This is a genomic window from Mesorhizobium sp. J18, assembly GCF_007829525.1.
Lineage (GTDB): Bacteria > Pseudomonadota > Alphaproteobacteria > Rhizobiales > Rhizobiaceae > VLJP01.
Map to the genome: position 1 here is coordinate 75,066 of NZ_VLJP01000078.1, position 23,497 is coordinate 98,562.

Below are 23,497 nucleotides of genomic sequence, written 5' to 3' on the forward strand. Positions count from 1 at the left end.
GCGAATCCGTCACACTGTTCAGGGACCGATGGGAAGGGAAACGATGCGGCGTATACGGGCAAGACTTCTGGCGACCGTCGGCATGGCCGTCGCACTCGCGCTGACCGCCGGGGCCGGGCTTGCGAAGGAAGAGGCGGCCAAGCCCGTCGCGACGAGTTCGTTTTCCGGCGCCTTTCTGGCTGCACGGTCGGCGGAACTGGAGAATGATCTCGACAATGCGGTCACCTTCTACGAACGTGCTCTCTCCTACGATCCGGACAATCGGGACCTCCAGCAGAGCCTCCTGCTTGGACTGATCTCCAACGGCTCCTTCGACAAGGCGCTGCCCTATGCAGAGAAGCTGAAGACCGTCCCCGAGGTTGAACGCTTCTCGCGCCTGGCGCTGGCGGTGGATGCGTTTCGCAAGGAAGACTACGCAAAGGTTCAGGACTGGCTCAATATCGTGCTGGAGTCGGACCTTGATCGCCTTATCAACGGGGTGATGGCGGCCTGGGCAAAGGTCGGTGCGGAGAATGCCGATGCCGGCCTCAAGCATCTCGATTCCCTCAATGGCCCCGATTGGTATGCGCTGTTTACCGGCTATCACCGCGCACTGATGGCGGCGGTCGGCGGGAAGCACGAGGAGGCGGTGAAGGAGTTCGACGCCGTCCTCAACAATGTCGCCGCGGGCGGTGCTGCACCGGAAACCTATATGCGCGCCGCAGAGGCCTATGCCGGCTATCTCGCAGGCGGGGGCGACAAGGACGGGGCGCTGAAAGTCCTCGACAAGGCGGAGGAATTCATCACCGGCCGCGCTTCCACGGTACTCCTGCGAGAGCGGATCGAATCCGGCAACCGCGTCGATGCAATCGTCGGCAATCCGGCCCAGGGCGCTTCCGAAATATTGCTGAATGTGGCGACGGCGCTCAATCGCGGCGGCGGCGAATCCTTTGTCCGGCTATACCTGCAATATGCGCTGGCGCTCAGACCTGCCAATGACGAGATCCTGACGCAGCTCGGTTCGGTCGCCGAACAGCAGAACCAGCCCGAGGCGGCCATTGCCTTCTACGAGAAGGTTCCCGAGGCTTCGCCGCTGCGGCGCATTGCCGAACTGCAGATCGGGCTCAATCTCGCCGATCTCGACCGCAAGGAAGAGGCGATCAGCCACATAAAGGCTGCCCTGGAGGAAGACCCGAACGACATGCGCGCCTATATCGCGCTTGGCAGCGTCTATGCCTCGCAGGAGAACTATCGGGCCGCCGCGGAGGTCTACGAGCAGGCCGTGAAACGGCTCGAGGAGCCGACGCGCGAGCATTGGAATATCTTCTATCAGCGCGGCATAGCCTATGAGCGGCTTAAGGAATGGCCAAAGGCCGAGCCCAATTTCCACAAGGCCCTGGAGCTTTATCCGAACCAGCCGCAGGTGCTGAATTATCTCGGCTATTCCTGGGTGGATATGGGCATTCACCTCGAGGAAGGCCTTGAACTGATCAAGACCGCCGTCGAACTGCGTCCGAGCGACGGATACATCGTCGATTCGCTTGGCTGGGCCTATTACCGCCTCGGGCAGTATGAGGACGCCGTCCGCGAGCTGGAACGCGCGGTTTCCCTGAAGCCGGGTGATCCGGTGCTGAACGACCACCTCGGCGACGCCTATTGGCGCGTCGGCCGCCGGCTGGAGGCGACGTTCCAGTGGTCGCATGCCCGCGATCTCGATCCCGAACCCGACCTCCTGGCTTCCGTGTCGAAAAAGCTGGAAGAGGGTCTGCCTCCCGAGGAGGACGTCAAGGTGGCCCAGGCGCCGGCTGCTGCGAAGGACGCCGTCCGCGATACAGCGGATACCCCCAAGGAACCGGTGGACGATGCCGAGGAGCCCGCGGACGCCGCTGGCGACAAGCCGCAGGAGACCGAAGACAAGGCCAAGGGTGCCGAAGCTTCCGTGAAGGATGCGGCGCAGCCCGCTTCCTATATCGTGAAGCCGGGACAGACGCTGTGGTCGATTGCGGTCGAGCGTTTCGGCGACGGCAACCGCTATCGGGACATATTGGAGCTCAATCCGCAATTGCGCACGAGCCCCGACAGCCTGCATCCCGGACAGGAGCTCCGGCTGCCGCAATAGGGCCGCAGCGGCCGTACCGGCGGGTACGGTTGCCGATCCTCGAAGACGGGCACCGGACTGCGAAGCCCGAAAAAGCTTGCTATCCGTGGCTGTTGCGGATTTTACCTTGCCGTACCCGCCGGTACGGTCAGGCCGGTAGGGGTTACGGCCGGTAGTTACGGATTGACGGAAATGCCATAGCGCGGTTTCACCGGACAGGCGACCCAATTGCCGCCCTCTGTCGTATAGCAGGCCAACCGCAGCCGGGAGAGGTTCTGTTCGCCGGGATTCTGCTTCTTGCAGATGCAGCGTGTCCCCGGCAGGCGCAGCACGCTGCAGAAATTGTTCACGCAGGGATAGCCGGAGACGAGGTCGCGGTGATGGGCTGGCCCGCCATCTCCGGGAAACTGCCCGGCCGCGGTGGTTGCAACGGAGAAGGCGAAGGCGAAAGCCGCAAGCCCGCAGCCGGTGAAGATTGCCAGTCCGGATTTCATTCTCATATGCTCGGCTCCATTCGCCAGGGGTCGCGAAAGCCCGGTCGGGACAAAAATACGCCCGGCCAAGGGATTGTACCTACCGTATCCGCTGTTATAGCACTTGCTCGTTCAAATTCACGCGAGCGTCAATTGCCTCGGAGGCGGTGGCGCTTGAAGAGACCGACCCCCGGAGAGACGTCGTGACCGTCAGCACGCCATCCCATATGGACCCCCGCCGCTCGTTTCAGGGCCTGATCCTGACCCTGCATAATTACTGGGCGGAGCAGGGTTGCGTCATCCTTCAGCCCTACGACATGGAAGTCGGCGCCGGCACCTTCCATCCGGCCACCACCTTGCGCTCGCTCGGGCCGAAGCCGTGGAATGCCGCCTATGTGCAGCCGTCGCGCCGGCCGAAGGACGGCCGCTACGGGGAAAACCCGAACCGCCTGCAGCACTATTACCAGTATCAGGTAATCCTGAAGCCGAATCCGCCGAACCTGCAGGAGCTCTATCTGGGCTCCCTGGCAGCCATCGGGCTCGATCCGCTGGTGCACGACATCCGCTTTGTGGAGGACGACTGGGAAAGCCCGACGCTAGGCGCCTGGGGGCTCGGCTGGGAATGCTGGTGCGATGGCATGGAGGTCTCGCAATTCACTTATTTCCAGCAGGTCTGCGGCATCGAATGCGCGCCGGTTTCCGGCGAACTGACCTACGGTCTTGAACGGCTCGCAATGTATGTGCAGGGGGTGGACAATGTTTACGAGCTTAACTTCAACGGGCTCGAAGGCGAGGGCAGGGTCACCTATGGCGAGGTGTTCCTGCAAGCCGAGCAGGAATATTCCCGGCACAATTTCGAATATGCCGATACTGCCATGCTGTTCCGCCATTTCGAGGATGCCGAAGGCGAGTGCCGGCGGCTGCTCGAATTGGGCGCAAACAGGCCCGCGGGCGAAGCCCATCGCATGGTCCTTCCTGCCTATGACCAGTGCATCAAGGCTTCCCACGTCTTCAACCTGCTTGATGCGCGCGGCGTGATCTCGGTGACCGAACGCCAGAGCTACATCCTGCGCGTGCGCAACCTTTCCAAGGCTTGCGGGGAAGCGTTCCTGGAGACGGAAGGGGGCGGATTCAACTACAACAGAGAGGCCGCGTGATGGCTAAGACGCTTCTGCAATTGGCGGGCGCGGACCTGACGCCGCCGAAGCTGGCCGAAACGGTGGTCGTCGTCATCGACGCGCAGCGCGAATATGTGGACGGCATGCTGCCGCTGCCGGGCGTGGAGCCGGCTCTGGACAATATCGCGCTCCTTCTCGAAGCAGCACGCAGGCAATCGGCGCCGGTCGTCCATGTCCAGCATCGCGGCAAGCCCGGCGGGCTTTTCGATCCCGAGAAGACTGCCTTCCGGTTTGCCGATCAGGCAACACCCGAGGACGGCGAAACCATTGTCGAGAAAGGCCTGCCAAACTCTTTTGCGGGAACAAAGCTGAAGGAGATTCTGGACAGCCTCGGCCGGAAGAAGCTCGTCCTCGCCGGTTTCATGACGCATATGTGCGTCTCTTCCACGGCCCGCGCCGCCCTTGATCTCGGCTTCCAGACGGTGGTCGTCTCCGACGCCAGCGCGACGCGGGATCTTCCTTCGGGAGACGGCGTGGTCGCTGCCGCCGATCTTCACCGCGCCGAGCTCGCCGCCCTGTCGGACCGCTTCTCGATCATCTGCCGCACTGCCGATCTGGTGAATTGATCCATGCCCGATCTTCTTCTCGAACTACGCTCCGAGGAAATTCCCGCACGCATGCAGCGAAAGGCGGCGGGCGACCTTCGCAAACTGGTCACCGACGGCCTTGTCGATGCCGGGCTGACCTATGAAGGCGCGCAGGAATACTGGACGCCGCGCCGGCTGGTGCTCGATGTCCGCGGTGTCACCGCGCGTTCCAAGGACGTGCGCGAGGAGCGCAAGGGACCGAGCACGAAAGCGCCGGAGCAGGCGATCCAGGGTTTTCTGCGCTCGGCCGGGCTGAATTCGGTCGATGAGGCCGAAGTGAAATCCGATCCCAAGAAGGGCGATTTCTATGTCGCGGTCATCTCGAAGCCGGGCAGGGCGGCCGAGGAGATCATCGCCGAGATGATGCCGCGCATCATCCGCGATTTCCCCTGGCCGAGATCCATGCGCTGGGGCGCGGCTTCGGCCAGTCCCGGCTCGCTGCGCTGGGTGCGCCCGCTGCAGTCGATCGTCTGTACCTTCGGCCCGGAGACCGAGGAGCCGATCGTCATCGATTTCGAGATCGACGGCATCCGCGCTGGCAATGTCACCTACGGCCATCGCTTCCATGCGCCGGAGGCCATCACCGTGCGCCGCTTCGAGGACTATGCCGCCAAGCTGGAAGCGGCGAAGGTGATCGTGGACGCCGAGCGCCGCAAGCGGATCATTCTGGACGATGCGCGCAATCTTGCCTTCGCCAATGGCCTCGAACTGGTCGAGGACGAAGGGCTTCTGGAGGAAGTTTCGGGCCTTGTCGAATGGCCGGTCGTGCTGATGGGCGAGTTCGAGGAGGAATTCCTGGAAATTCCCGCCGAGGTCATCCGGCTGACGATCCGGGCGAACCAGAAGTGTTTCGTTTGCAGCCCGCAGGATGCGCACCCCGCCCCGGCGCTACGCGCTGACCCTCCCCATGGAGGGGAGGGTAAAGTCGCGGCCGGTCTTGCCTCCCCCTCTGGTGCGGGAGGGGGTGAAGCAGTGCTTTCCAACCGCTTCATCCTCACCGCCAATATCGAGGCCAAGGATGGCGGCAAGGAGATCGCCTTCGGCAACGGCAAGGTCGTGCGCGCCCGCCTTTCCGACGCGCTCTATTTCTGGAAGACCGATCAGGCGGACCTGCCCGATCTCGACCGGCTGAAGGAGTCGGCGGAAAAATTCGGACTGGACCTGAAGAAGCCTCTCGACCAGCGCATGGCGCGACTCGATCATCTCGGCGTCACCTTCCATGCCAAGCTCGGCACGCAGGGTGAACGCGTGGAGCGTATCCGCCGTCTGGCGCGCGAACTGGCGCCGATCGTGGCACGCTCTTTCACCTCCCCCTTGAGGGGAGGTCGCAACGCCGAGCAAGGCGAAGGCGGCGCGGGCGGAGGTATTTCTGGTGCCGTCACCCCCACCCCGGACCTGCGGTCCGACCCTCCCCTCAAGGGGGAGGGTGAGGACCTTGCCGCCCTTGCCGAGCGCGCTGCCGTTCTCGCAAAGGCCGACCTGCAGACCGAAGTCGTCGGCGAGTTCCCCGAGTTGCAGGGCGCGATGGGCCGCAAATATGCGACGCTGCAGGGGGAGCATGCCTCCGTAGCCGCCGCGATCGAGGAACATTACAAGCCGCTCGGCCCCTCCGATATCGTGCCGACCGATCCGGTGTCCGTCGCAGTCGCGCTCGCCGACAAGCTAGACACGCTGGTCGGCTTCTGGGCCATCGACGAGAAGCCGACGGGCTCGAAGGATCCCTATGCGCTACGCAGGGCTGCTCTGGGCGTGATCCGGATTGTAGTGGAGAATGGGGTGCGGCTGGAGCTATTGAAGCACTGCCGACAGGCGGCCATTCTGGTTTTAGAGAATCCAAACGGGATTGCTGGACCGGGCATTGGTGCTGTGCCGGATCTCCTCTCTTTCTTCCATGACCGCCTGAAGGTCTATCTGCGCGACAAGGGCGCGCGGCACGACCTGATCGATTCCGTCATCACGCCGGAGGCGGACGACCTGTTGTTGATCGTCAGCCGTGTGGCCGCGCTGGGCTCCTTCCTCGACACCGAGGCCGGGAAGAATCTGCTCGCCGGCACCAAGCGCGCGGCGAACATTCTTGCCGCCGAGGAGAAGAAGAAAACGCGCGTCGCCGATGCCGTCGATCCGGCCCTTCTCACCGAAAAGGCCGAGATCGCGCTGTTTTCGGCGGTGAATCAGGCTGAGAAGGAAGCCGCCCAAGCTATTAAAAACCAAGACTTTTCCGCCGCCATGGCCGCGCTTGCAGCATTGCGTGAACCCGTTGATTCATTTTTCGAGGAGGTTCTCGTGAATGTTGAAGACGAAGCCGTGCGGGCGAACCGTCTGGCGCTGCTGGAGCGCATCCGCAGCGCAACGGCGCAGGTCGCGGATTTCTCCAGGATAGCAGGCTGATTGCGGCCTGCCGCCACTTGCGATTGGAGCAGGACCTTGGCTGAAATTCTTTCCGCCGATATGGCGCTGGAGCGGGCGGCCGCCCTGCTTGCGGCTGGCGAAACGGTGGCGATCCCGACCGAGACTGTCTATGGCCTCGCCGCCGACGCCACCAATGGCGAGGCGGTGGCGCGTATTTTCGAGACCAAGGGGCGGCCGCGCTTCAACCCGCTGATCGCCCATGTTTCCGATATGGCGATGGCCGAGCGCATCGCGGTCCTCGATCCTCTATCGCGCAAGCTCGCGGATGCCTTCTGGCCTGGCCCGCTGACGCTGGTCCTGCCGCTGCGGGAGGAAAGCGGAATTCATCCGCTGGTGACTGCAGGGCTCGACACGGTTGCGCTCAGGATGCCGAAAGGTTTCGGGGCCGAGGTCGTACGCCGCCTTGGTCGACCTCTCGCCGCGCCGAGCGCGAATTCTTCCGGCCGCATCAGCTCCACGACGGCGGAAGCCGTGGCAACCGATCTGGGCTCCCGTATCGCCCTTATCGTCGATGGTGGGCCGACCCCGGTCGGACTGGAATCGACCATCGTGAAGGTGGAAGACGGAGCTGTCAGGCTGCTGCGTCCTGGTGGGCTCTCCGCCGAGGAAGTCGAGAAGGTGATCGGCAATCCCATGCTGCGCGGCTCGGCAGGTGCGGTCGTGGCGCCGGGCATGCTGGCCTCGCACTACGCGCCCGCAGCACGGATGCGCCTCGACGCCGCTGAGGTGTGGCCCGGCGAGGCCCTGCTTGCCTTCGGCCCGAAGCGGGTACGGGCCGCCGAGAATGCCGTGGCCGTCGCCAACCTGTCGGAAGCGGGCGATCTGCGGGAGGCGGCGGCCAATCTCTTCTCGCATATGCTGAGGCTAGACCGTTCCGGAGCGACGACGATCGCCGTCGAGCCGGTGCCGAAGCACGGCCTGGGCGAGGCGATCAACGACCGGCTTGCGCGCGCCGCCGCTCCGCGCGACAAGCCTCTGGCCGAAGAGTGATCTCAGGAGAGCAGGTGACATGCTCGACGACGCGCTGATCCATCGCTTTGCCGAAATCGTCGGCGACAAATATGCGCTTCGCGCGGTGGGCGAGATCGCGCCTTATGTCGAGGAGCCGCGCGGTCTCTTCGCCGGCCGCACACCACTCGTGCTGAAGCCTGCGACCACGGAAGAGGTCAGCCGCATCCTCAGGCTGGCGAGCGGGACCGGCACAGCCATCGTGCCCCAGGGCGGCAATACGGGCCTTGTCGGCGGCCAGATGCCGGACCGCTCCGGGCGCGAGGTGGTGGTTTCGCTGTCGCGGCTGAACCGCATCCGCGAGGTTGATGTCCAATCAAACACGATCACGGCCGAGGCCGGCGTTATCCTGCAGACGCTCCAGCAGACGGCCGAAGAGCACGGCCGGCTGTTCCCCCTGGCTCTCGCCTCGCAGGGCTCGTGCCAGATCGGCGGCAACCTGTCCTCAAACGCAGGCGGCATCGGCGTTCTCGCCTATGGCGGTGCGCGTGAGCTCTGCCTCGGCGTAGAAGTAGTGCTGCCGACAGGCGAGGTGCTGGACGATTTGCGCAAGCTGAAGAAGGATAATACCGGCTACGACCTCAAGAACCTTTTCATCGGCGCGGAAGGCACGCTCGGCATCATCACGGCGGCAGTCCTGAAGCTCTTTCCGCTGCCGAAGGGACGAGACGTCGCCTGGGCGGCTCTGTCCTCGCCGCGTGACGCGCTCGGCTTCTTCGAACTGGCGCTGGCGCGGGCGGGCAACGGTTTGACCGCTTTCGAACTCGTCGGCGCGACGCCGCTGGAATTCGCGCTGCGTCATGTGCCGGGCGCCGTCGCGCCGCTTTCCGGCAGTCATCCCTGGTATGTGATGGTCGAGATTTCGTCCGGCATATCCGCGGAGGCTTCCGGCATGCTCATGGAGGAGGTTATGACGGCGGGCTTGGAGGCCGGACTGGTGATCGACGCCGTCATCGCGCAAAGCACCGCGCAAGCGGAAGCCTTCCGCAACCTGCGCGAGGCCCTGTCTGAATCGCAGAAGCCGGAAGGCGGCTCGATCAAGCATGACATTTCAGTGCCGGTCGTCTCCATTCCCGATTTCATCGAACAGGCGGGAAAAGCGGTGCAGAAGGTCGTTCCGGGCAGTCGTGTCGCCTGCTTCGGCCACATGGGCGACGGCAATCTTCACTACAACATCTCCCAGCCGGTGGGGGCGGACAAGCAGGAGTTCCTGTCGCATTACCGGGCCATGAACGACGCCATACACGAGATCGTGCGCGCCATGGGCGGCTCCATCTCGGCCGAGCACGGCATAGGCCGCATGAAGCGAGACGAGTTGCTGGTCACTGCTCCGCCGGTCGCCATCAACCTGATGCGCCGCATCAAGCAGGCCTTCGATCCGGCAGGGATCATGAATCCGGGCAAGGTGATTTGACGCCGCATTGCCGCCAATTCCTATAGCCACTCCAACATGCCATCCTCGACGTGCAGGATGCGATCCTGCCGGACATCCATGGCGGCGGCCCTTTCGGGTGAAGTTCCGGCGACGAGGTGGAATATGACCCGTATGATGCCACCATGGGTGACGCAGACGGTCGGGCGCTCGATTTCATCCAGCCATGGCTTCACGCGTTCGGTCAGCATGGCATAGCTCTCGGCGCCTGCGCCGGGCGGCACGAAATGCCATTTCTGGCGCGAGCGCGCCTGCGTCACGCCGGGCTGCCGGGCTTCCAGTTCGGCATAGGTGAAGCCCTGCCAGTCTCCGAAATGCACTTCGACAAGGCGCGGATCGGTACGGTAGCCTTCGGGAGCCAGGCCCATGGCGAGGCGAACGCGCTCCATCGTTTCGCGGGTGCGCCGCAGCGGGCTGGCGACGAAATCGAAGGCTGCCGGATCGTCGATCAGTTCCGCCAGTCGATGGCCGTTGCGATCTGCCTGCGAGCGGCCGACATCGTTGATGTCGGTATCGGCCTGGCCCTGCAGGCGTCTCTCGACATTCCAGTCGGTCAGGCCATGCCGGACTATGTAGAGGGGAGGGCGGGTCAATCCGTAATAGTGGAGATATCAGGCGCGTCCACCGCCTTCATGCCGACGACATGATAGCCCGAATCGACATGCAAGACCTCGCCGGTGACGCCGCGCGACAGGTTGGACAGAAGATAAAGCGCTGAATCGCCCACTTCCTCGATGGAAACGACCCGCTTCAGCGGGGAATTGTACTCGTTCCAGCGCAAAATGTAGCGGAAATCGCCGATGCCCGATGCGGCAAGCGTCTTGATCGGGCCGGCCGACAAGGCGTTGACGCGGATGCCGTTGCCGCCCAGATCGACCGCGAGGTAGCGCACGCTCGCCTCCAGGGCCGCCTTGGCGACACCCATGACATTGTAATGCGGCATGACCTTCTCGGCGCCGTAATAGGTGAGCGTCAGCATGGATCCGCCATCGCTCACCAGCGGCTCGGCGCGCTTGGCAATGGCCGTGAAGGAATAGACCGAGATATCCATGGTGCGCAGGAAGTTGTCGCGGGTGGTCTCGACATAGCGTCCGTCGAGCTCGTCCTTGTCCGAAAAGGCGATGGCGTGAACGAGGAAGTCCAGCTTGCCCCAGCGCTTCTCGACTTCGGCGAAGACGGCGTCGACGGTAGCAAGATCAGTCACGTCGCAATGGCCGACAAGGATGGCGCCAAGTTCCTTGGCCAGCGGCTCGACACGCTTCTTGAAGGCATCACCCTGATAGGTAAGCGCGAGTTCGGCGCCCTGAGCCGCACAAGCCTTGGCTATACCCCAGGCGATCGAACGGTTGTTGGCGACACCCAGGATGAGGCCGCGCTTTCCGGCCATCAGGCCACTTTCACCTGCCATGCGACGCTACTCCCGCAATCGGATCCTAGGCGCTGCCTATCGCACAGCGGGTCCAAGGCATCAAGCGAGTTGCACGGGCGGAGACGGGCTGTACACACGCAATGCGGACATCAGCCGCCCGAATCCCTGAAAAGTGCCTCCAGCTTCGGATCTCCTCCTTCCGGCAGCATGATCCGCACATGGGCATAGAGATTGCCGTTGCCGCCGGTCTTTTCCGGCAGGCCGCGGCCCTTCAACCGCAGGCGCCGGTCGGAACTGGACCAGGCGGGCACGGATACCGCCACGCGCCCCGTCGGTGTCTCGACAGCCACTTTCGCGCCGAGGACTGCGTCGCGCAGGCTGACCGGCAGGTCGACATGCAGATCGCGCCCTTCGACGCGATAGCGCGGATGCGGCTTGAAGCGGATCTTCACCAGCGCATCGCCCCGTTCGCCGAAAGGCGTCTGGTCGCCTTGCCCCTTGAGCCTGATCGTCTGGCCGTCCTCGACATAGCGCGGCAGCTTGACCGCGATGCGCCGGCCGTCAGGAAAGACCGCCTGCACCTTCTCGGCGCGGGCTACATCCTCGATGCTGACGTCGAGCGTCGCGTTGAGATCGCCCATACCGGCAGGGCGGCGGCCGCTACCACCACCAGCGCGATAGGCACGCGTGCTGCCGGCCGAACCGCCCTGACGGAAGGCCTGCCCGAAAATCTCGCTGAATATGTCGGCACCGCTCAAGGGATCACCATCGAAGCCGCTGGTGCGGAATTCGAAATGCGTCTCCCCGGGCCCGGCCCGGCCCGAGCGCCGGAAGCCGGCGAAGGGATCGCCGCCACCGGCGCCCTCGAAGCCGTGGAAGCGGGGCTTGCCCTCGGCGTCGATCTCGCCATTGTCGAAGGCCTTGCGCTTCTTCTCGTCGCCGAGAATCTCATAGGCCTGACTGATCTCGTTGAACCGTTCCTTGGCCTTGGGATCATCCGGATTCTGGTCAGGATGATACTTCTTGGCCAGCTTGCGGTAAGCCGACTTTATCTCTTTCGTCTCGGCGCTTCGGGCCACGCCCAAAGCCTCATAGGGGTCGCGCATAGTCCAATTCTGCCGGATTCGGTCATCATGACCAATGGAAATCGTCACAACCTATATGCGCACGACTAGGAAGAAATTCCAGCCCGAAGGCGAATGAGCAGCCTCAGATGGCCTCGAAGCTCCGCATGGTCCAGGCACCACTGGGGCCAAGGCAGGCCTCGCCCTGATAAAGCGCGACGCCTTCGAAGCTTTCGCGCGTCGTGGTGAAGCGGCGGCAGAGGAAGATATCGTCGCGATATTCTGCCAGATCCGTGATCCTGCCGCGCGACCCCGTTTCGGGATTGGCCCAGCCCAGCTCGCTGCCGCCAAGCTGCTCCACATCCACCGAGGAGACCGCGTTGCGGATGGTCAGGGCGTCGGAAACGTCATGATCCGCCGGTTTGGGTGCTGACGGCTTGGAAATGGAGCCGGTGATCAGGCTGCGGTCGGCGGCCAGCCGCTCGAGATCCATGCCGCCGCGCCCGCCGCAGGCGGAAACCAGAATGCCGAGAATCAGAAGTGTCGCGGAGCATGCGAACTGCCGCCAAAAAGGTCGAGTATGGAGGTCTTTCGCTTGCACTCGCCGCGACAATCGGCATTCTCCTCGTCATGCTACAGAATGCGAGCCTGCAGTATGGTTGAAACCGACTTAACAAGTGGTGACTTTACCGAAACCATGGAGCCTTTCCGGCTCTTCGCCGAATGGCTGGCGGATGCGGAGACGTCCGAGCCGAATGACCCGAACGCTGTCGCGCTCGCAACCGTGGATGCCGAAGGCATGCCGAATGTGCGGATGGTGCTCCTGAAGGGCTTCGATGAGCACGGTTTCGTCTTCTACACGAATTTCGACAGCGCCAAGGGCCGGGAAATCCTCGGGCAGCGCAAGGCGGCCATGTGCTTTCACTGGAAGAGCCTGCGTCGGCAGGTGCGTTTGCGCGGTCCGGTGGAGATCGTCAGCGACGAGGAGGCGGATGCCTATTTCGCCTCGCGTCCGCGCGGCAGTCGTATCGGCGCCTGGGCCTCGAAGCAGTCGCGGGAGCTTGAAAGCCGCTTCGCTCTGGAAAAGGCCGTTGCGGAATATACGGCCAGATATGCCATCGGCGAGATCCCGCGTCCGAGCTACTGGTCGGGCTTCCGCATCGTGCCGGGAACGATCGAGTTCTGGCACGACAGGCCGTTCCGCCTGCATGACCGGATCGTCTTCACGCGCGAAGGCGATGGCTGGAGCAAGAAGCGGCTTTATCCGTGAGATAGCCTGATCTCGACCTATATTTTCGCCTCGGCGCGGTTGGAGTTCGGCCCATCGTCAGCACCCGCCATTTGCCGTCAGGCGGTGCCCTATTTGGTCTAACCCTTCTTGCGGTTCATGAAGGCCATGAAGGCTGCCTTGGCCTCCTCGGAGGTGAGCCGCTGGCGGAAATGCACGCCTTCTTCCTCTATGCGGGCCACAATCGCATCGCGCGGGGCACGCATCAGTTTGCGGGCGATTCTCAACGCCTCGGGCGGCTTGGCAGCGATGGCTTCGGCGGCGGCAAGAACGGTTTCCTCCAGTTTCGAGACCTCCACCACCTCATAGATCAAACCAGCGGCCTTTGCCCTTTCGGCGGGGAAAGCCTCGCCCATGGCAAGAAGCGCAAAAGCCTGCTGGCGGCCCATGATCGCCGGCGCAAGCAGGCTTGATCCGGCTTCGGGCACAAGGCCGAGATCGACGAAAGGCGTGCGGAAACTGGCTTCCGGCGTGGCGAAGGTCAGGTCGCAATGCAGATGGATCGTGGTGCCGATGCCGACCGCCAGGCCGTCGACCCCGGAGACGATCGGTTTCTCGGATCGTGCCAGCGCCATCAGGAAATCATAGACCTCCCTGCCGTCTTCTCCTCCGGTCGCGACTGCCAGAAAATCGGCCAGATCGTTGCCGGAAGAGAATGCTCCGGGCACGCCGAAAAGCACCCGGCAGCGGATCGTCTTATCCGCGTCGCTTTCGGCCAGAGCCTTGGCCATGGCGGCGTACATGGCGCGCGTGATGGCATTCTTCTTCTCCGGCCGGTTCATGCGGATGATCTGGATCGCGCCCCGGCGCTCGACGGAGACATGCTCGCTCATGAAATGTTCCTCAGGCGGCCGAAAGGATGGAAGCGGCGGCGGACAGGCTTTCCGCGCCGCCGATGACGCGATCCTTGAGCGCCCCTGTCTCGCCGGCGAGATTTTCTGCGAAGAAGCGGCAAAGCCGTGCCTGCCTTTCGTCTCCGCCGGCCACCGCCCCGCGCCCGATCAGCGCTCCGCCGGCGGCGAGCGAGAAAAGGCGCAGATAGGGCGTAGCACCCGCGAGTGCCGTTTCCATGCGGCCATTGGCAAGCTCGCCCTGGATGAAGCGGGTTGCTTCTTCAAGATCCTTCAGTGCCGTTTCGAGACGCGTGGCGGCATCACCATATTCGGGCTTGTTGGACTGGCACACTGCTTCGGCATCCTTGCGCAGTTCGGCGATGAAACCATGCACATGCTCGCCGCCCGATTGCGGCAGCTTGCGGGTCACGAGGTCGATCGCCTGTATGCCGTTGGTGCCCTCGTAGATCGGCGCGATGCGCGCATCGCGGTAGAGCGCGGCCGCGCCCGTTTCCTCGATGAAGCCCATGCCGCCATGGATCTGGATGCCGATCGAGGCAACCTCGACGCCGATATCGGTCGGAAAGGCCTTGGCCAGCGGCGTCAGCAGATTGGCGCGCTCCTGCCAATACCGGCTTTCATCGCCCTCGGTAGCCCGCGCCATGTCGGTCGCATGGGCGCAGGAATAGCAGATGGCGCGCGCCGCCTGCGTCAGGGCCTTCATGGTCAGTAGGTTGCGCTGCACGTCCGGATGGCCGACGATCGGGCTCATGCCCGAACCGGTCTCTCCCGGCGCGCGGCCCTGCCGTCGCTCCTGCGCATAGGCGAGCGCCTTCTGATAGGCAGCCTCGGCCACCGCCACGCCCTGCATGCCGACCATCAGGCGCGCATTGTTCATCATGGTGAACATGCAGGCGAGCCCGCGATTTTCCTCGCCGACGAGCCAGCCGATCGCGCCCGGCCTGTCGCCATATCTGCCGTCGCCATAGATCATGGTGCAGGTCGGCGAGGCGTGGATGCCGAGCTTGTGCTCGATGGAGGCGCAGACCACGTCGTTGCGCGGTCCCGGCGTGCCGTCCTCGTTCAGAAGGAATTTCGGTACGAGGAAGAGCGAGATGCCCTTGGTGCCGGCCGGCGCATCCGGCAGGCGGGCAAGCACGAGATGAACGATATTGTCGGTGAAATCGTGCTCGCCGTAGGTGATGAAGATCTTCTGGCCGAAGATGCGATAGGTGCCATCGCCCACGGGCTCGGCGCGCGTGCGCAGCGCGTTGAGATCGGAGCCTGCCTGCGGCTCCGTCAGGTTCATGGTGCCCATCCATTCGCCGGAGACGAGCTTTTCCAGATAGGCGGATTTGAGTTCGTCGGAAGCATGCGCCTCGATAGCTTCTATCGCGCCCATGGTCAGCGTCGGGCCGAGGGCGAAGGCGAGCGAGCCGGAATTCCACATCTCGACGGCGGCCGCACCGAGCATCAGGGGAAGCCCCTGACCGCCGTGGCTTTCGGGCGCGGAAAGCGCATTCCAGCCACCCTCCCTCCAGCGGGCGTAAAGCTCTTTCCAGCCCGCCGGCATGGTGACCGAACCGTCCTTGAAGACCGCGCCCTGTTCGTCCCCGACCCGCGCCAGCGGCGCTACTTCCTCGCTGGCGAAACGGCCGGCCTCATGGAGGATCGCATCGACCAGATCTTCCGAAAGGTCACCGAAGCGGCCCTCTGCAAGGGCATTTGAAAGCCCGGCTACATGCTTCAGCGTGTAGGCGATCTCGTCGACGGGGGCGCGATACATACCGGCAATTCCTCCTCTGCGGTGGGTTATATAAGCTAGCGGCAAACCGCATTGTGGGCCACCGCCGCTTGCCACAGTGAGCTAATTTCTTTTTACGTAAGGGTCAATCCAGGCCTGCATTGCCTTGAACCGCCAGTCGGAGCTAAAAGGGTACGGCAAAGGATCGACAATGCTCGCACGACCGGAAAAACATATCTGCATCGAATGCGGCAAGACCTTCGGCCGGCCCGATTTCGCCTATTATCACGGTGATATCGCCCAGGGGCCGGCCTACTGGTCGGACCGGGGTATCCTGTGCTCCGCGCACTGCTCGATCGAGCACTACAAGAAGCGCGCGGCCGAAGGGACAGCGCCGCAGTATCCCGCGCCGGACCCGTTTGAGGACGCAAGTCTCGAACCCTTTTTCTTCAGCCGGTTTTCGAAGTAGGCTTTCTCTTCCCTCTGCAGTGGGATGCACTGTCGAGACCTGGGTTCCAAGTCTCTACGTAGCCGACGCCCGCCATCGACGACACTTGGGCCGACGTTCACTTCCCGGCCTTCTCCCGTTCCACCGCTCGCCAGCCGATGTCGCGGCGGCAGAAGCCGCCCGGCCAATCGATCCGGTCGACAGCGGCGTAGGCATGCTCGCGTGCCTCGGTGACGGTCGCGCCCGTGGCGGTCACATTGAGGACACGGCCGCCATTGGCGATGAGCGTGCCGTCGCGAAGCGCCGTGCCGGCATGGAATATCTCGACGCCATCCTCGGCAACCTCATCCAAGCCGCTGATGACACTGCCCTTTTCCGGCGTGCCGGGATAGCCCTTGGCGGCCATCACGACTGTCAGCGCCGCCTCGTTCCGCCACTTCGCCGATACGCCATCCAGCCTGCCTTCGGCAGAAGCCTGCAGAAGCGGCACGAGATCGTCCGCAAGGCGCATCATCAGCACCTGGCATTCCGGGTCGCCGAAGCGGACATTGTATTCGATGAGCTTCGGGCCCTCGGCGGTAATCATCAGGCCGGCATAAAGGACGCCTGCAAAGGGGGAGCCCATTTCAGCCATGCCGCGCATGGTCGGCTCGACGGTCTCGCGCATGACACGGTCTATAAGTTCGTGCGTCATGACCGGGGCGGGCGAATAGGCGCCCATGCCGCCGGTGTTCGGTCCGGTGTCGCCTTCGCCGACCCGCTTGTGGTCCTGCGCCGTGCCGAAAGGCAGCGCGGTTCTGCCGTCACAGAGGCAGAAGAAGCTTGCTTCCTCGCCGGTGAGGAATTCCTCCACGACGACTTCGGCGCCTGCTTCCCCGAAGGAGCCTTCGAAGCAGTCATCAATCGCGGCAAGCGCCTCATCGACGGTCTGCGCCACCGTCACGCCCTTGCCGGCGGCAAGCCCGTCGGCCTTTATCACGATCGGCGCGCCCATGCGGCGCACATAGGCCTTGGCCTTGGGCGCATTGTTGAAGCGCTCATAGGCGGCGGTCGGGATGCCGTAGCGGGCACACAGGTCCTTGGTGAAGCCCTTCGATCCTTCCAGCCTTGCAGCCGCGGCGCCTGGCCCGAAGACCGCGATGCCGGCTTCGCGCAATGCGTCGGCAAGGCCCGCGACCAGCGGGGCCTCTGGCCCGACCACCACAAGCCCGATCTCGCGCGTTTTGCAGAAATCCGCCACGGCACCATGATTGGCGACGTCGAGCGATACGCATTCGGCCAGTTTTGCAATGCCCGGATTGCCCGGCGCAGCATAGAGCTTCGTCAGCCTCGGCGAGGCCGCCAGCTTCCATGCAAGCGCATGCTCGCGCCCGCCCGAACCGATGAGAAGGATATTCATGGTTGTCTCGCCCGTTCATCGAACGGTTTTCGCCTATGGCGGCAGGCGAGGAATAGCAACCCCTTGATCGCATCCTGCCTTATTGTCCACCATCTGCTGTGACAGTTGCTCTCATACTGATTGCGGGTTCGGCGCAATGGCACATATCAAAATATGGGCATCGCGTGACTTCGCCGGAATGGTGGAAGCATCTCCGGTATGTAAAACGCCTGTTCTGGAAACGTCATCGCAAAGCCGAGCAACGCGAAGCGGCGGCGCGTCTTGCTCAACTCGGAGGTACCGAACCCCAGCTTGAAGAGCCGCGGCGGAATCGGCACGCTTGACGCCCCACGATCCGCCTGCCACTCCATCGGCATGGAACAGATACAGACAAAAGGCATAAGGGGCCGCGTCGCCGATGCGCCGTCAGGCCACTGGGTCTACCGCGCCCTGCCGCGCTGGCTCTGGCCCTATGCACAGCTTGCGCGCTGGGACCGGCCGATCGGCTGGTGGCTGCTTCTGTGGCCATGCTGGTGGTCTGCGGCATTGGCCGCCAGCGCCTATGCCATACCGGGCGAGCCGCTCGCCACGCTGCTGCCACCGGCATCGCATCTGCTCTATTTCCTTATCGGGGCGATCGCCATGCGCGGCGCCGGCTGTACCTATAACGACCTTGTGGACCAGAATATCGATTCGGAGGTCGAGCGCACGCGCTCACGGCCTTTGCCGTCAGGGCAGGTCAGTCGCAAGCAGGCATGGGCCTTTCTCGTCCTGCAGGCACTGGCCGGTCTCGCCGTGCTGCTTCAATTCGGCAGCTTCGCCATCCTTCTCGGCATTCTTTCGCTGGCCGTGGTGGCGATCTATCCTTTCGCAAAGAGATTCACCAACTGGCCGCAATTCTTTCTCGGACTTGCATTTTCCTGGGGGGCGCTGATGGGCTGGGCGGCTCAGTTCGACGACCTCGATCTCGCGCCGGTGCTGCTCTATTTCGGCTCGATCCTGTGGGTCATCGGCTATGACACGCTCTATGCCCATCAGGACAAGGAAGACGACGCGCTGATCGGCGTGCGCTCCACCGCGCTTCTGTTCGGGCAGAACACGAAGCAATGGCTGATCGGACTCTATGGCGGCGCGTTGCTGTTCTTCGCCGTCGCCTTTGCCAATGCCGAGGTCCCCATGCCGGCCCTTGCGGGGCTGGTGGCCGCAGGGGCGCATATGGCGCGGCAGATCCGCATCCTCGATATCGACAATCCGGACCAGTGCCTGCGGCTCTTCAAGTCGAACTCGACGGTCGGCTGGCTGATCTTCCTCGGCCTCCTTGGCGGCGGCGTATGGGCCTATATCAGCCCCAATTTTTGAAGATCACTGCCGGGCGACGATCTCCTCGCCGTCTATGACGAGGCGGAGACCGAGATCGCCGGTCTTGCGTCTGGCCAGGAAGCGCGGCCGGCGCGAGCGTATCGGATTTCCCTTGCGGCGTCCGGCGGGCGGCGCGGTCTTCACCTGACCCGCCGATTCCTCGAGCGTGCGTGCGACGCCGTCCGCCTCGATCAGCAGCATTGGCAGTCGATAGGCTTCTGCCCATGCACGCCAGTCGGCTGCGACATCGTCCAGATCGTCGGCGACCAGCAGCGGCACCGATAGCATGGGGTCGCTGTGAAGGAATTCCAGCGTTACGGTGACGTTGCCACCGTCGTCCTCGATGGCACGCGCCGCCACGCCGAGAAAGGCGCGGGGCGGCAATGCGAAGGTCACCGGCAGGCCGCTCCGGCCGAGCCTGCGGCGCATGGTGACGCCCCGCTCCGCGATGGTGAAACTCACCTCGCCATAGTCGTCGTGGGTTGCGTAGCTGACCGCCTGCGGCAGTCGGAAGGGATCGAGCCGCATGTTACGGCCCGCCCATACCGGCATGACACCAGTGTTCATTCTCTGCGCCTTCCTGTTATTCCTGAGAGCCGGTCTTCCGGTTCTCTCCGGGCCGGTTTTCCGGCCTCGTTTGTATGGCGCGAGACTAGCGCCCGGTTCTTACCACCGGGCTTAGAAGTTCGGTTAAATTTTGCTGAGCGCTCAGATGGTTAGCGATTTCCGACCTGCGGAAAGGAATCCGAAACCGCCCTGCCGCAAGCCGGGAGGGCCGGCCTTACTCCGGCAGGACCATGTCGGTGATCTGCCGCACGCCGTCTTGCTCGCGATAGGCGATGACCACGTCCATTCCCTCCGACAGTGCGCTGATATCGATCTCGGCGGGCAGCTTGTAGGTGTTGCCGTCTTCCAGCGTGATGGTCATCTGCTCTTCGTCGATGCTGGTGATGTTTCCTTCGGTCTCTGCGGCCAGGGCCGAAGTCATCATCAATCCGAGAGCGAAGGCGGCAGCGACAAGACGCATCGAAGAACCTCTTTCCTGATATTGTCCTCGCGGGACGCGCAACTGGTTGGCTATGGAGAATCAACCACCACAATATGTCAAAACTTATGTCACCACCCGTGTGGCTCGGGGAGCGATCATCTGTGGAACATGTCGCCGCCGCGGTCGATCTGATCGTTTGACCGACTGGTGAAACGCCAATAGAAGCGTGACGCGTAAAGCCGCCGACGGTCAGGAAACCGCATCCATGTCGCACAACACCTTCGGGCATCTGTTCCGCGTCACCACCTGGGGTGAAAGCCACGGGCCGGCGATCGGCTGTGTGGTGGATGGCTGCCCGCCGGGCATCCGCTTCACCCTGGCCGAGATACAGGCCGAGCTCGATCGCCGCCGTCCTGGCAAATCGCGCTTCGTGACCCAGCGGCGCGAGCCCGACGAGGTGAGGGTGCTTTCCGGGGTTCTGATGGAGGATGACGGCGTGACCATGGTGACGACAGGCACGCCGGTTTCCATGATGATCGAGAATATCGACCAGCGATCCAAGGATTACGGAGAGATCGCCAACCGCTATCGCCCCGGCCACGCCGACTACACCTATGAGGTCAAATACGGCTTGCGGGACTATCGCGGCGGCGGCCGTTCGTCCGCGCGCGAGACCGCCATGCGTGTCGCAGCCGGTGCGCTGGCGCGAAAGGTCGTGCCCGGCATGAAGGTGCGCGGCGCGCTCATTTCCATGGGCGAAAAGGAGATCGACCGCAGCCGCTGGGACTGGGATTTTGTGGACAGCCCCGAAAACCCCTTCTTCACGCCCGACCCGCAATCCGTGCCGGTCTTCACCGAATATCTCGACGGCATCCGCAAGGCTGGCTCCTCGGTTGGCGCGGTGATCGAAGTCGTGGCCGAGGGCGTGCCGGCAGGGCTCGGCGCACCGATCTATGCCAAGCTGGACCAGGACATCGCCTCCAACCTGATGTCGATCAATGCGGTCAAGGGCATCGAGATCGGCAACGGTTTTGCCGCGGCCCGCATCACCGGCGAGCAGAATGCCGACGAGATGCGCGCCGGCAACGAGGGCAAGCCGCGCTTCCTATCCAACAATGCCGGCGGCATACTCGGCGGCATCTCGACCGGTGAACCGATTGTGGCGCGCTTCGCGGTGAAGCCGACTTCCTCCATCCTCAATCCGCGCAGGTCCGTCGACCGGCAGGGCCAGGAGGTGGATATCGTCACCAAGGGCCGGCATGACCCCTGTGTCGGCATCCGCGCGGTGCCCATCGGCGAAGCCATGCTTGCCTGCGCCATCGCCGATCATTACCTGCGGCATCGGGGACAGACTGGGCGGTGAATGGTGAATAGTAAAATGGTGAATGGAAAGGGCTTCGCCTTATGACTTCTGCATTTCGAGCCGGCCGTCCGGCGATCGCCATTCACCATTCACCATTCACCACTCACCACTGACCCATGCCCTACGACCAGAAAAAGATCGTCGATGCCCTGCGTGCTTTCGAGTGCGGCGAAATCGTCGTCGTCATGGACGATGACGGGCGCGAGAACGAGGGCGACCTTATCGTCGCGGCAGTGCATTGCACGCCGGAAAAAATGGCCTTTATCGTTCGCCATACCTCCGGCATCGTCTGCGCGCCGATGACGCGGGACGACGCGCGCCGGCTGAACCTCACGCCGATGGTGGCCGATAACGACGCACCGCACTCTACCGCTTTCACCGTCAGCGTCGACTTCAAGCACGGCACGACCACGGGCATTTCGGCGGAGGACCGCACGCTAACCGTCCGCAATCTCGCCAATGGCAATGTCGGCGCCTCGGACTTCGTTCGCCCGGGCCATATTTTCCCGTTGGTCGCGCGCGAGGGCGGCGTGCTTATGCGCTCCGGCCATACGGAAGCGGCGGTCGATCTCTGCAAGCTCGCCGGACTGCCGCCGGTCGGCGTAATCTGTGAACTCGTCAACGACGACGGCACAGTGATGCGTGGGCCGCAGGTTACCGCCTTTGCCGAGAAACACGGGCTGAGGCAGGTTTCGGTGGCCGACCTCATTGCCTACCGCCAGCGTCAGGAGACGCTGGTCGAACGGGTCGCCAGTTTCGACATCATGACCCATGGCGGCCCCGCCAGGGCGCACACTTACACGCTGCCCTGGGAGGTGATGCAGCATCTCGCCATCGTCTATGGCGACATCCGCGACGGTCACGACATTCCGGTGCGCCTGCAGTCGGAGGATGTGGTCACCGATGTCTTCGGCACCAAGGACCGGCTGCGCGAGGTGATGGCGAAGATGGCCGAGGCCAAGCGCGGCGTCATCGTCTATCTGCGCGAAGGTTCCGTCGGCGTCGCTCATCAGTCGCGGCAGCGGCCGGGCGCAGAGGGCCGGGAAACCCATGAGGAAGCTCTGCGCCGCGAGAGCGAATGGCGCGAGGTCGGGCTCGGTGCGCAGATTCTGAAGGATCTGGGCATCTCCTCGATCAGGCTGATCGCCTCGCGCGAGCGTCATTATATCGGCCTCGAGGGCTTCGGCATCGAGATCGCCTCGACGGAGATTCTCTGAGGCCGCCTTGCCCAGTAGTCTGTTGAGCAGCCGCGCATACGCAGCTTCCGACATGGCCAAGACGCCGGATTGCGCCTATATCGGGGCATGACCACACGTTTCTATTCCCATCCGATCTATCTTGAACATCTGACGCCCGCCGGCCATCCGGAACGTCCGGATCGCCTGCGTGCCATCGCCCGGGTGCTGGAGCATGATGTCTTCGACGCCCTCGACCGCGTCGAGGCGACGCTCGGCGACGAGGCGACGATCCTCTATGCCCATCCAGCCGAGCAGCTTGAGCGCGTGAAGGCGCAGATCCCGGCGGAGGGCATCGCCCGCATCGACGCCGATACCTCGGCCAGCCCGAAAAGCTGGGAAGCGGCGCTGATGGCGATCGGCGCGGCGAATGCGGCGGTGGATGATGTCTTCACCGGCAAGGCCGACAATGTCTTTGTCGCGGCGCGACCGCCCGGCCATCATGCCGAGAAGACGAGGGCCATGGGCTTTTGCCTCTTCAACAATGCGGCGATCGCCGCCCGTCATGCCCAGAAGGCGCATGGCGCCGAACGCATTGCCATCGTCGACTGGGATGTCCATCACGGCAACGGCACGCAGGATATCTTCTGGGACGATCCGACCGTGCTTTATTGCTCCACACATCAGATGCCGCTCTATCCCGGCACCGGCGCGAAGAACGAGACCGGCGCGGGGAATATTGTCAACGCACCGCTTTCCCCTCAATCTGGCGGCGAACTGTTCCGCGAAGCCTTCGAATCGCACATCCTGCCGGCGCTCGACGATTTTCGTCCGGACCTGATCATCATCTCCGCCGGCTTCGACGCCCATCAGCGCGATCCGCTTGCCGAAATCAATCTGGAGGAGGCGGATTTCGCCTGGGCGACAGCCGAGCTGATGGACAGGGCAGGGCGCTGGTCGAACAATCGGCTCGTGAGCCTGCTCGAAGGCGGATACGACCTCCAGGGCCTTGCGCTGTCGGTGGCGGCTCATCTCGGCCGTCTGATGAAGGGTTGAAGAATGATCGAAGAAGCAAATCAGGACATCAAGGAGATGAGCTTCGAGCAGGCTTTGGAAGCCTTGGAGCGCATCGTTGAGGATCTTGAGCGCGGCGACGTGCCGCTCGACCAGTCGATCCGCATCTACGAGCGTGGCGAGGCCCTGAAGAAGCATTGCGAGACGCTTCTGAAGGCGGCCGAGGACAAGGTCGAGAAGATCCGCCTGTCACGCGAAGGCAAGCCCGCAGGTGTGGAACCGCTGGACGGGGAATAGGCACAAAGCTTCT

The 23,497-nt window shown here is 63.5% G+C and carries 23 protein-coding genes; 13 read left to right on the forward strand and 10 right to left on the reverse strand.

Going from position 1 to position 23,497, the window contains the following annotated elements; translation table 11 throughout:
- Positions 1–43 precede the first annotated feature (43 nt).
- A complete protein-coding gene (locus L598_RS20130) occupies positions 44–2,098 on the forward strand; it encodes a tetratricopeptide repeat protein (RefSeq protein ID WP_144865577.1) in 2,055 nt (684 codons plus the stop codon).
- Between the two features lie 155 nt (positions 2,099–2,253).
- Here L598_RS20130 and L598_RS20135 read toward each other — a convergent pair whose 3' ends face one another.
- Positions 2,254–2,577 carry a hypothetical protein gene (locus L598_RS20135; protein WP_144865579.1) on the reverse strand — a complete coding sequence of 108 codons (324 nt, stop codon included), beginning with the start codon at positions 2,575–2,577 and terminating at the stop codon, positions 2,254–2,256.
- A gap of 176 nt (positions 2,578–2,753) precedes the next feature.
- Between L598_RS20135 and L598_RS20140 the strand changes: the two genes are divergently transcribed.
- From L598_RS20140 to L598_RS20160, 5 genes are read left to right on the forward strand one after another with little or no spacing between them, the layout of a single operon-like run.
- On the forward strand, positions 2,754–3,707 hold the full coding sequence (locus L598_RS20140; protein WP_144865581.1) for a glycine--tRNA ligase subunit alpha: 954 nt from the start codon (positions 2,754–2,756) through the stop codon (positions 3,705–3,707).
- Positions 3,707–4,294 carry a cysteine hydrolase family protein gene (locus tag L598_RS20145; RefSeq protein WP_144865583.1) on the forward strand — a complete coding sequence of 196 codons (588 nt, stop codon included), beginning with the start codon at positions 3,707–3,709 and terminating at the stop codon, positions 4,292–4,294. Before L598_RS20140 ends, L598_RS20145 begins: the two co-directional genes overlap by 1 nt.
- 3 nt (positions 4,295–4,297) lie before the next feature.
- The gene (gene glyS, locus L598_RS20150) at positions 4,298–6,703 is read left to right on the forward strand and encodes a glycine--tRNA ligase subunit beta (RefSeq protein WP_144865585.1); all 2,406 of its coding nucleotides are present in this window, start codon (positions 4,298–4,300) and stop codon (positions 6,701–6,703) included.
- A 36-nt stretch (positions 6,704–6,739) separates the two neighbouring features.
- Positions 6,740–7,714: an L-threonylcarbamoyladenylate synthase gene (locus L598_RS20155; protein WP_144865587.1), complete on the forward strand. Its 975-nt coding sequence runs from the start codon at positions 6,740–6,742 to the stop codon at positions 7,712–7,714.
- A 19-nt stretch (positions 7,715–7,733) separates the two neighbouring features.
- Positions 7,734–9,146, forward strand: a complete 1,413-nt coding sequence (locus L598_RS20160; protein WP_144865589.1) for an FAD-binding oxidoreductase — start codon at positions 7,734–7,736, stop codon at positions 9,144–9,146.
- A 20-nt stretch (positions 9,147–9,166) separates the two neighbouring features.
- Here L598_RS20160 and L598_RS20165 read toward each other — a convergent pair whose 3' ends face one another.
- From L598_RS20165 to L598_RS20180, 4 genes are all read right to left on the reverse strand, one after another.
- The gene (locus L598_RS20165) at positions 9,167–9,757 is read right to left on the reverse strand and encodes a histidine phosphatase family protein (protein ID WP_144865591.1); all 591 of its coding nucleotides are present in this window, start codon (positions 9,755–9,757) and stop codon (positions 9,167–9,169) included.
- On the reverse strand, positions 9,754–10,572 hold the full coding sequence (fabI, locus tag L598_RS20170) for an enoyl-ACP reductase FabI (RefSeq protein WP_144865593.1): 819 nt from the start codon (positions 10,570–10,572) through the stop codon (positions 9,754–9,756). Before fabI ends, L598_RS20165 begins: the two co-directional genes overlap by 4 nt.
- Positions 10,573–10,682: 110 nt before the next feature.
- Entirely contained in the window at positions 10,683–11,639 is a 957-nt protein-coding gene (locus L598_RS20175; protein WP_144865595.1) for a DnaJ C-terminal domain-containing protein, read from the reverse strand.
- Positions 11,640–11,742: 103 nt separating this feature from the next.
- A complete protein-coding gene (locus L598_RS20180) occupies positions 11,743–12,090 on the reverse strand; it encodes an RT0821/Lpp0805 family surface protein (RefSeq protein WP_144865597.1) in 348 nt (115 codons plus the stop codon).
- 162 nt (positions 12,091–12,252) lie between these two features.
- On the opposite strand from L598_RS20180, the gene pdxH reads away from it, so the two are divergent.
- Positions 12,253–12,867, forward strand: coding sequence for a pyridoxamine 5'-phosphate oxidase (gene pdxH / locus L598_RS20185; RefSeq protein WP_144865599.1), 615 nt, complete (start codon positions 12,253–12,255; stop codon positions 12,865–12,867).
- Between the two features lie 98 nt (positions 12,868–12,965).
- Here the strand turns inward: pdxH and L598_RS20190 are convergent, their stop codons facing one another.
- Positions 12,966–13,718: a crotonase/enoyl-CoA hydratase family protein gene (locus L598_RS20190; protein WP_144865601.1), complete on the reverse strand. Its 753-nt coding sequence runs from the start codon at positions 13,716–13,718 to the stop codon at positions 12,966–12,968.
- Positions 13,719–13,728: 10 nt separating this feature from the next.
- Entirely contained in the window at positions 13,729–15,504 is a 1,776-nt protein-coding gene (locus L598_RS20195; RefSeq protein ID WP_144865603.1) for an acyl-CoA dehydrogenase, read from the reverse strand.
- A gap of 169 nt (positions 15,505–15,673) precedes the next feature.
- On the opposite strand from L598_RS20195, the gene L598_RS20200 reads away from it, so the two are divergent.
- Positions 15,674–15,931 (forward strand): hypothetical protein, encoded by a 258-nt coding sequence (locus tag L598_RS20200; protein WP_144865605.1) that lies wholly within the window; start codon positions 15,674–15,676, stop codon positions 15,929–15,931.
- Positions 15,932–16,028: 97 nt separating this feature from the next.
- Here the strand turns inward: L598_RS20200 and purD are convergent, their stop codons facing one another.
- Positions 16,029–17,309 carry a phosphoribosylamine--glycine ligase gene (purD, locus tag L598_RS20205; protein WP_144865607.1) on the reverse strand — a complete coding sequence of 427 codons (1,281 nt, stop codon included), beginning with the start codon at positions 17,307–17,309 and terminating at the stop codon, positions 16,029–16,031.
- A gap of 354 nt (positions 17,310–17,663) precedes the next feature.
- On the opposite strand from purD, the gene ubiA reads away from it, so the two are divergent.
- Entirely contained in the window at positions 17,664–18,647 is a 984-nt protein-coding gene (ubiA, locus tag L598_RS20210) for a 4-hydroxybenzoate octaprenyltransferase (RefSeq protein WP_186445135.1), read from the forward strand.
- A 3-nt stretch (positions 18,648–18,650) separates the two neighbouring features.
- Here the strand turns inward: ubiA and L598_RS20215 are convergent, their stop codons facing one another.
- Entirely contained in the window at positions 18,651–19,214 is a 564-nt protein-coding gene (locus tag L598_RS20215; RefSeq protein WP_144865609.1) for a DUF6101 family protein, read from the reverse strand.
- A gap of 214 nt (positions 19,215–19,428) precedes the next feature.
- Positions 19,429–19,674 (reverse strand): DUF1344 domain-containing protein, encoded by a 246-nt coding sequence (locus L598_RS20220; protein ID WP_144865611.1) that lies wholly within the window; start codon positions 19,672–19,674, stop codon positions 19,429–19,431.
- Positions 19,675–19,900: 226 nt separating this feature from the next.
- On the opposite strand from L598_RS20220, the gene aroC reads away from it, so the two are divergent.
- The 4 genes from aroC (at position 19,901) to L598_RS20240 (ending at position 23,484) form a co-directional block, all read left to right on the forward strand.
- The gene (aroC, locus tag L598_RS20225; RefSeq protein WP_144865613.1) at positions 19,901–20,998 is read left to right on the forward strand and encodes a chorismate synthase; all 1,098 of its coding nucleotides are present in this window, start codon (positions 19,901–19,903) and stop codon (positions 20,996–20,998) included.
- A 116-nt stretch (positions 20,999–21,114) separates the two neighbouring features.
- Complete coding sequence (gene ribB / locus L598_RS20230; RefSeq protein ID WP_144865615.1) at positions 21,115–22,215, forward strand: 3,4-dihydroxy-2-butanone-4-phosphate synthase; 1,101 nt, start codon at positions 21,115–21,117, stop codon at positions 22,213–22,215.
- Between the two features lie 87 nt (positions 22,216–22,302).
- Positions 22,303–23,229 (forward strand): histone deacetylase family protein, encoded by a 927-nt coding sequence (locus L598_RS20235; RefSeq protein WP_144865617.1) that lies wholly within the window; start codon positions 22,303–22,305, stop codon positions 23,227–23,229.
- Positions 23,230–23,232: 3 nt separating this feature from the next.
- On the forward strand, positions 23,233–23,484 hold the full coding sequence (locus L598_RS20240; protein ID WP_144865619.1) for an exodeoxyribonuclease VII small subunit: 252 nt from the start codon (positions 23,233–23,235) through the stop codon (positions 23,482–23,484).
- The last annotated feature ends 13 nt before the right edge of the window (positions 23,485–23,497 follow it).

What these genes read in the sequence shown, in the direction of transcription:
- L598_RS20130 (WP_144865577.1), top strand. Translation starts at nt 44, where the DNA reads ATGCGGCGTATACGGGCAAGACTTCTGGCGACCGTCGGCATGGCCGTC.
- L598_RS20135 (WP_144865579.1), bottom strand. Translation starts at nt 2,577, where the DNA reads ATGAGAATGAAATCCGGACTGGCAATCTTCACCGGCTGCGGGCTTGCG.
- L598_RS20145 (WP_144865583.1), top strand. Translation starts at nt 3,707, where the DNA reads ATGGCTAAGACGCTTCTGCAATTGGCGGGCGCGGACCTGACGCCGCCG.
- glyS (WP_144865585.1), top strand. Translation starts at nt 4,298, where the DNA reads ATGCCCGATCTTCTTCTCGAACTACGCTCCGAGGAAATTCCCGCACGC.
- L598_RS20160 (WP_144865589.1), top strand. Translation starts at nt 7,734, where the DNA reads ATGCTCGACGACGCGCTGATCCATCGCTTTGCCGAAATCGTCGGCGAC.
- fabI (WP_144865593.1), bottom strand. Translation starts at nt 10,572, where the DNA reads ATGGCAGGTGAAAGTGGCCTGATGGCCGGAAAGCGCGGCCTCATCCTG.
- L598_RS20175 (WP_144865595.1), bottom strand. Translation starts at nt 11,639, where the DNA reads ATGCGCGACCCCTATGAGGCTTTGGGCGTGGCCCGAAGCGCCGAGACG.
- L598_RS20180 (WP_144865597.1), bottom strand. Translation starts at nt 12,090, where the DNA reads ATGGATCTCGAGCGGCTGGCCGCCGACCGCAGCCTGATCACCGGCTCC.
- pdxH (WP_144865599.1), top strand. Translation starts at nt 12,253, where the DNA reads ATGGTTGAAACCGACTTAACAAGTGGTGACTTTACCGAAACCATGGAG.
- L598_RS20190 (WP_144865601.1), bottom strand. Translation starts at nt 13,718, where the DNA reads ATGAGCGAGCATGTCTCCGTCGAGCGCCGGGGCGCGATCCAGATCATC.
- L598_RS20195 (WP_144865603.1), bottom strand. Translation starts at nt 15,504, where the DNA reads ATGTATCGCGCCCCCGTCGACGAGATCGCCTACACGCTGAAGCATGTA.
- L598_RS20200 (WP_144865605.1), top strand. Translation starts at nt 15,674, where the DNA reads ATGCTCGCACGACCGGAAAAACATATCTGCATCGAATGCGGCAAGACC.
- purD (WP_144865607.1), bottom strand. Translation starts at nt 17,309, where the DNA reads ATGAATATCCTTCTCATCGGTTCGGGCGGGCGCGAGCATGCGCTTGCA.
- ubiA (WP_186445135.1), top strand. Translation starts at nt 17,664, where the DNA reads ATGGAACAGATACAGACAAAAGGCATAAGGGGCCGCGTCGCCGATGCG.
- L598_RS20215 (WP_144865609.1), bottom strand. Translation starts at nt 19,214, where the DNA reads ATGAACACTGGTGTCATGCCGGTATGGGCGGGCCGTAACATGCGGCTC.
- L598_RS20220 (WP_144865611.1), bottom strand. Translation starts at nt 19,674, where the DNA reads ATGCGTCTTGTCGCTGCCGCCTTCGCTCTCGGATTGATGATGACTTCG.
- aroC (WP_144865613.1), top strand. Translation starts at nt 19,901, where the DNA reads ATGTCGCACAACACCTTCGGGCATCTGTTCCGCGTCACCACCTGGGGT.
- ribB (WP_144865615.1), top strand. Translation starts at nt 21,115, where the DNA reads ATGCCCTACGACCAGAAAAAGATCGTCGATGCCCTGCGTGCTTTCGAG.
- L598_RS20235 (WP_144865617.1), top strand. Translation starts at nt 22,303, where the DNA reads ATGACCACACGTTTCTATTCCCATCCGATCTATCTTGAACATCTGACG.
- L598_RS20240 (WP_144865619.1), top strand. Translation starts at nt 23,233, where the DNA reads ATGATCGAAGAAGCAAATCAGGACATCAAGGAGATGAGCTTCGAGCAG.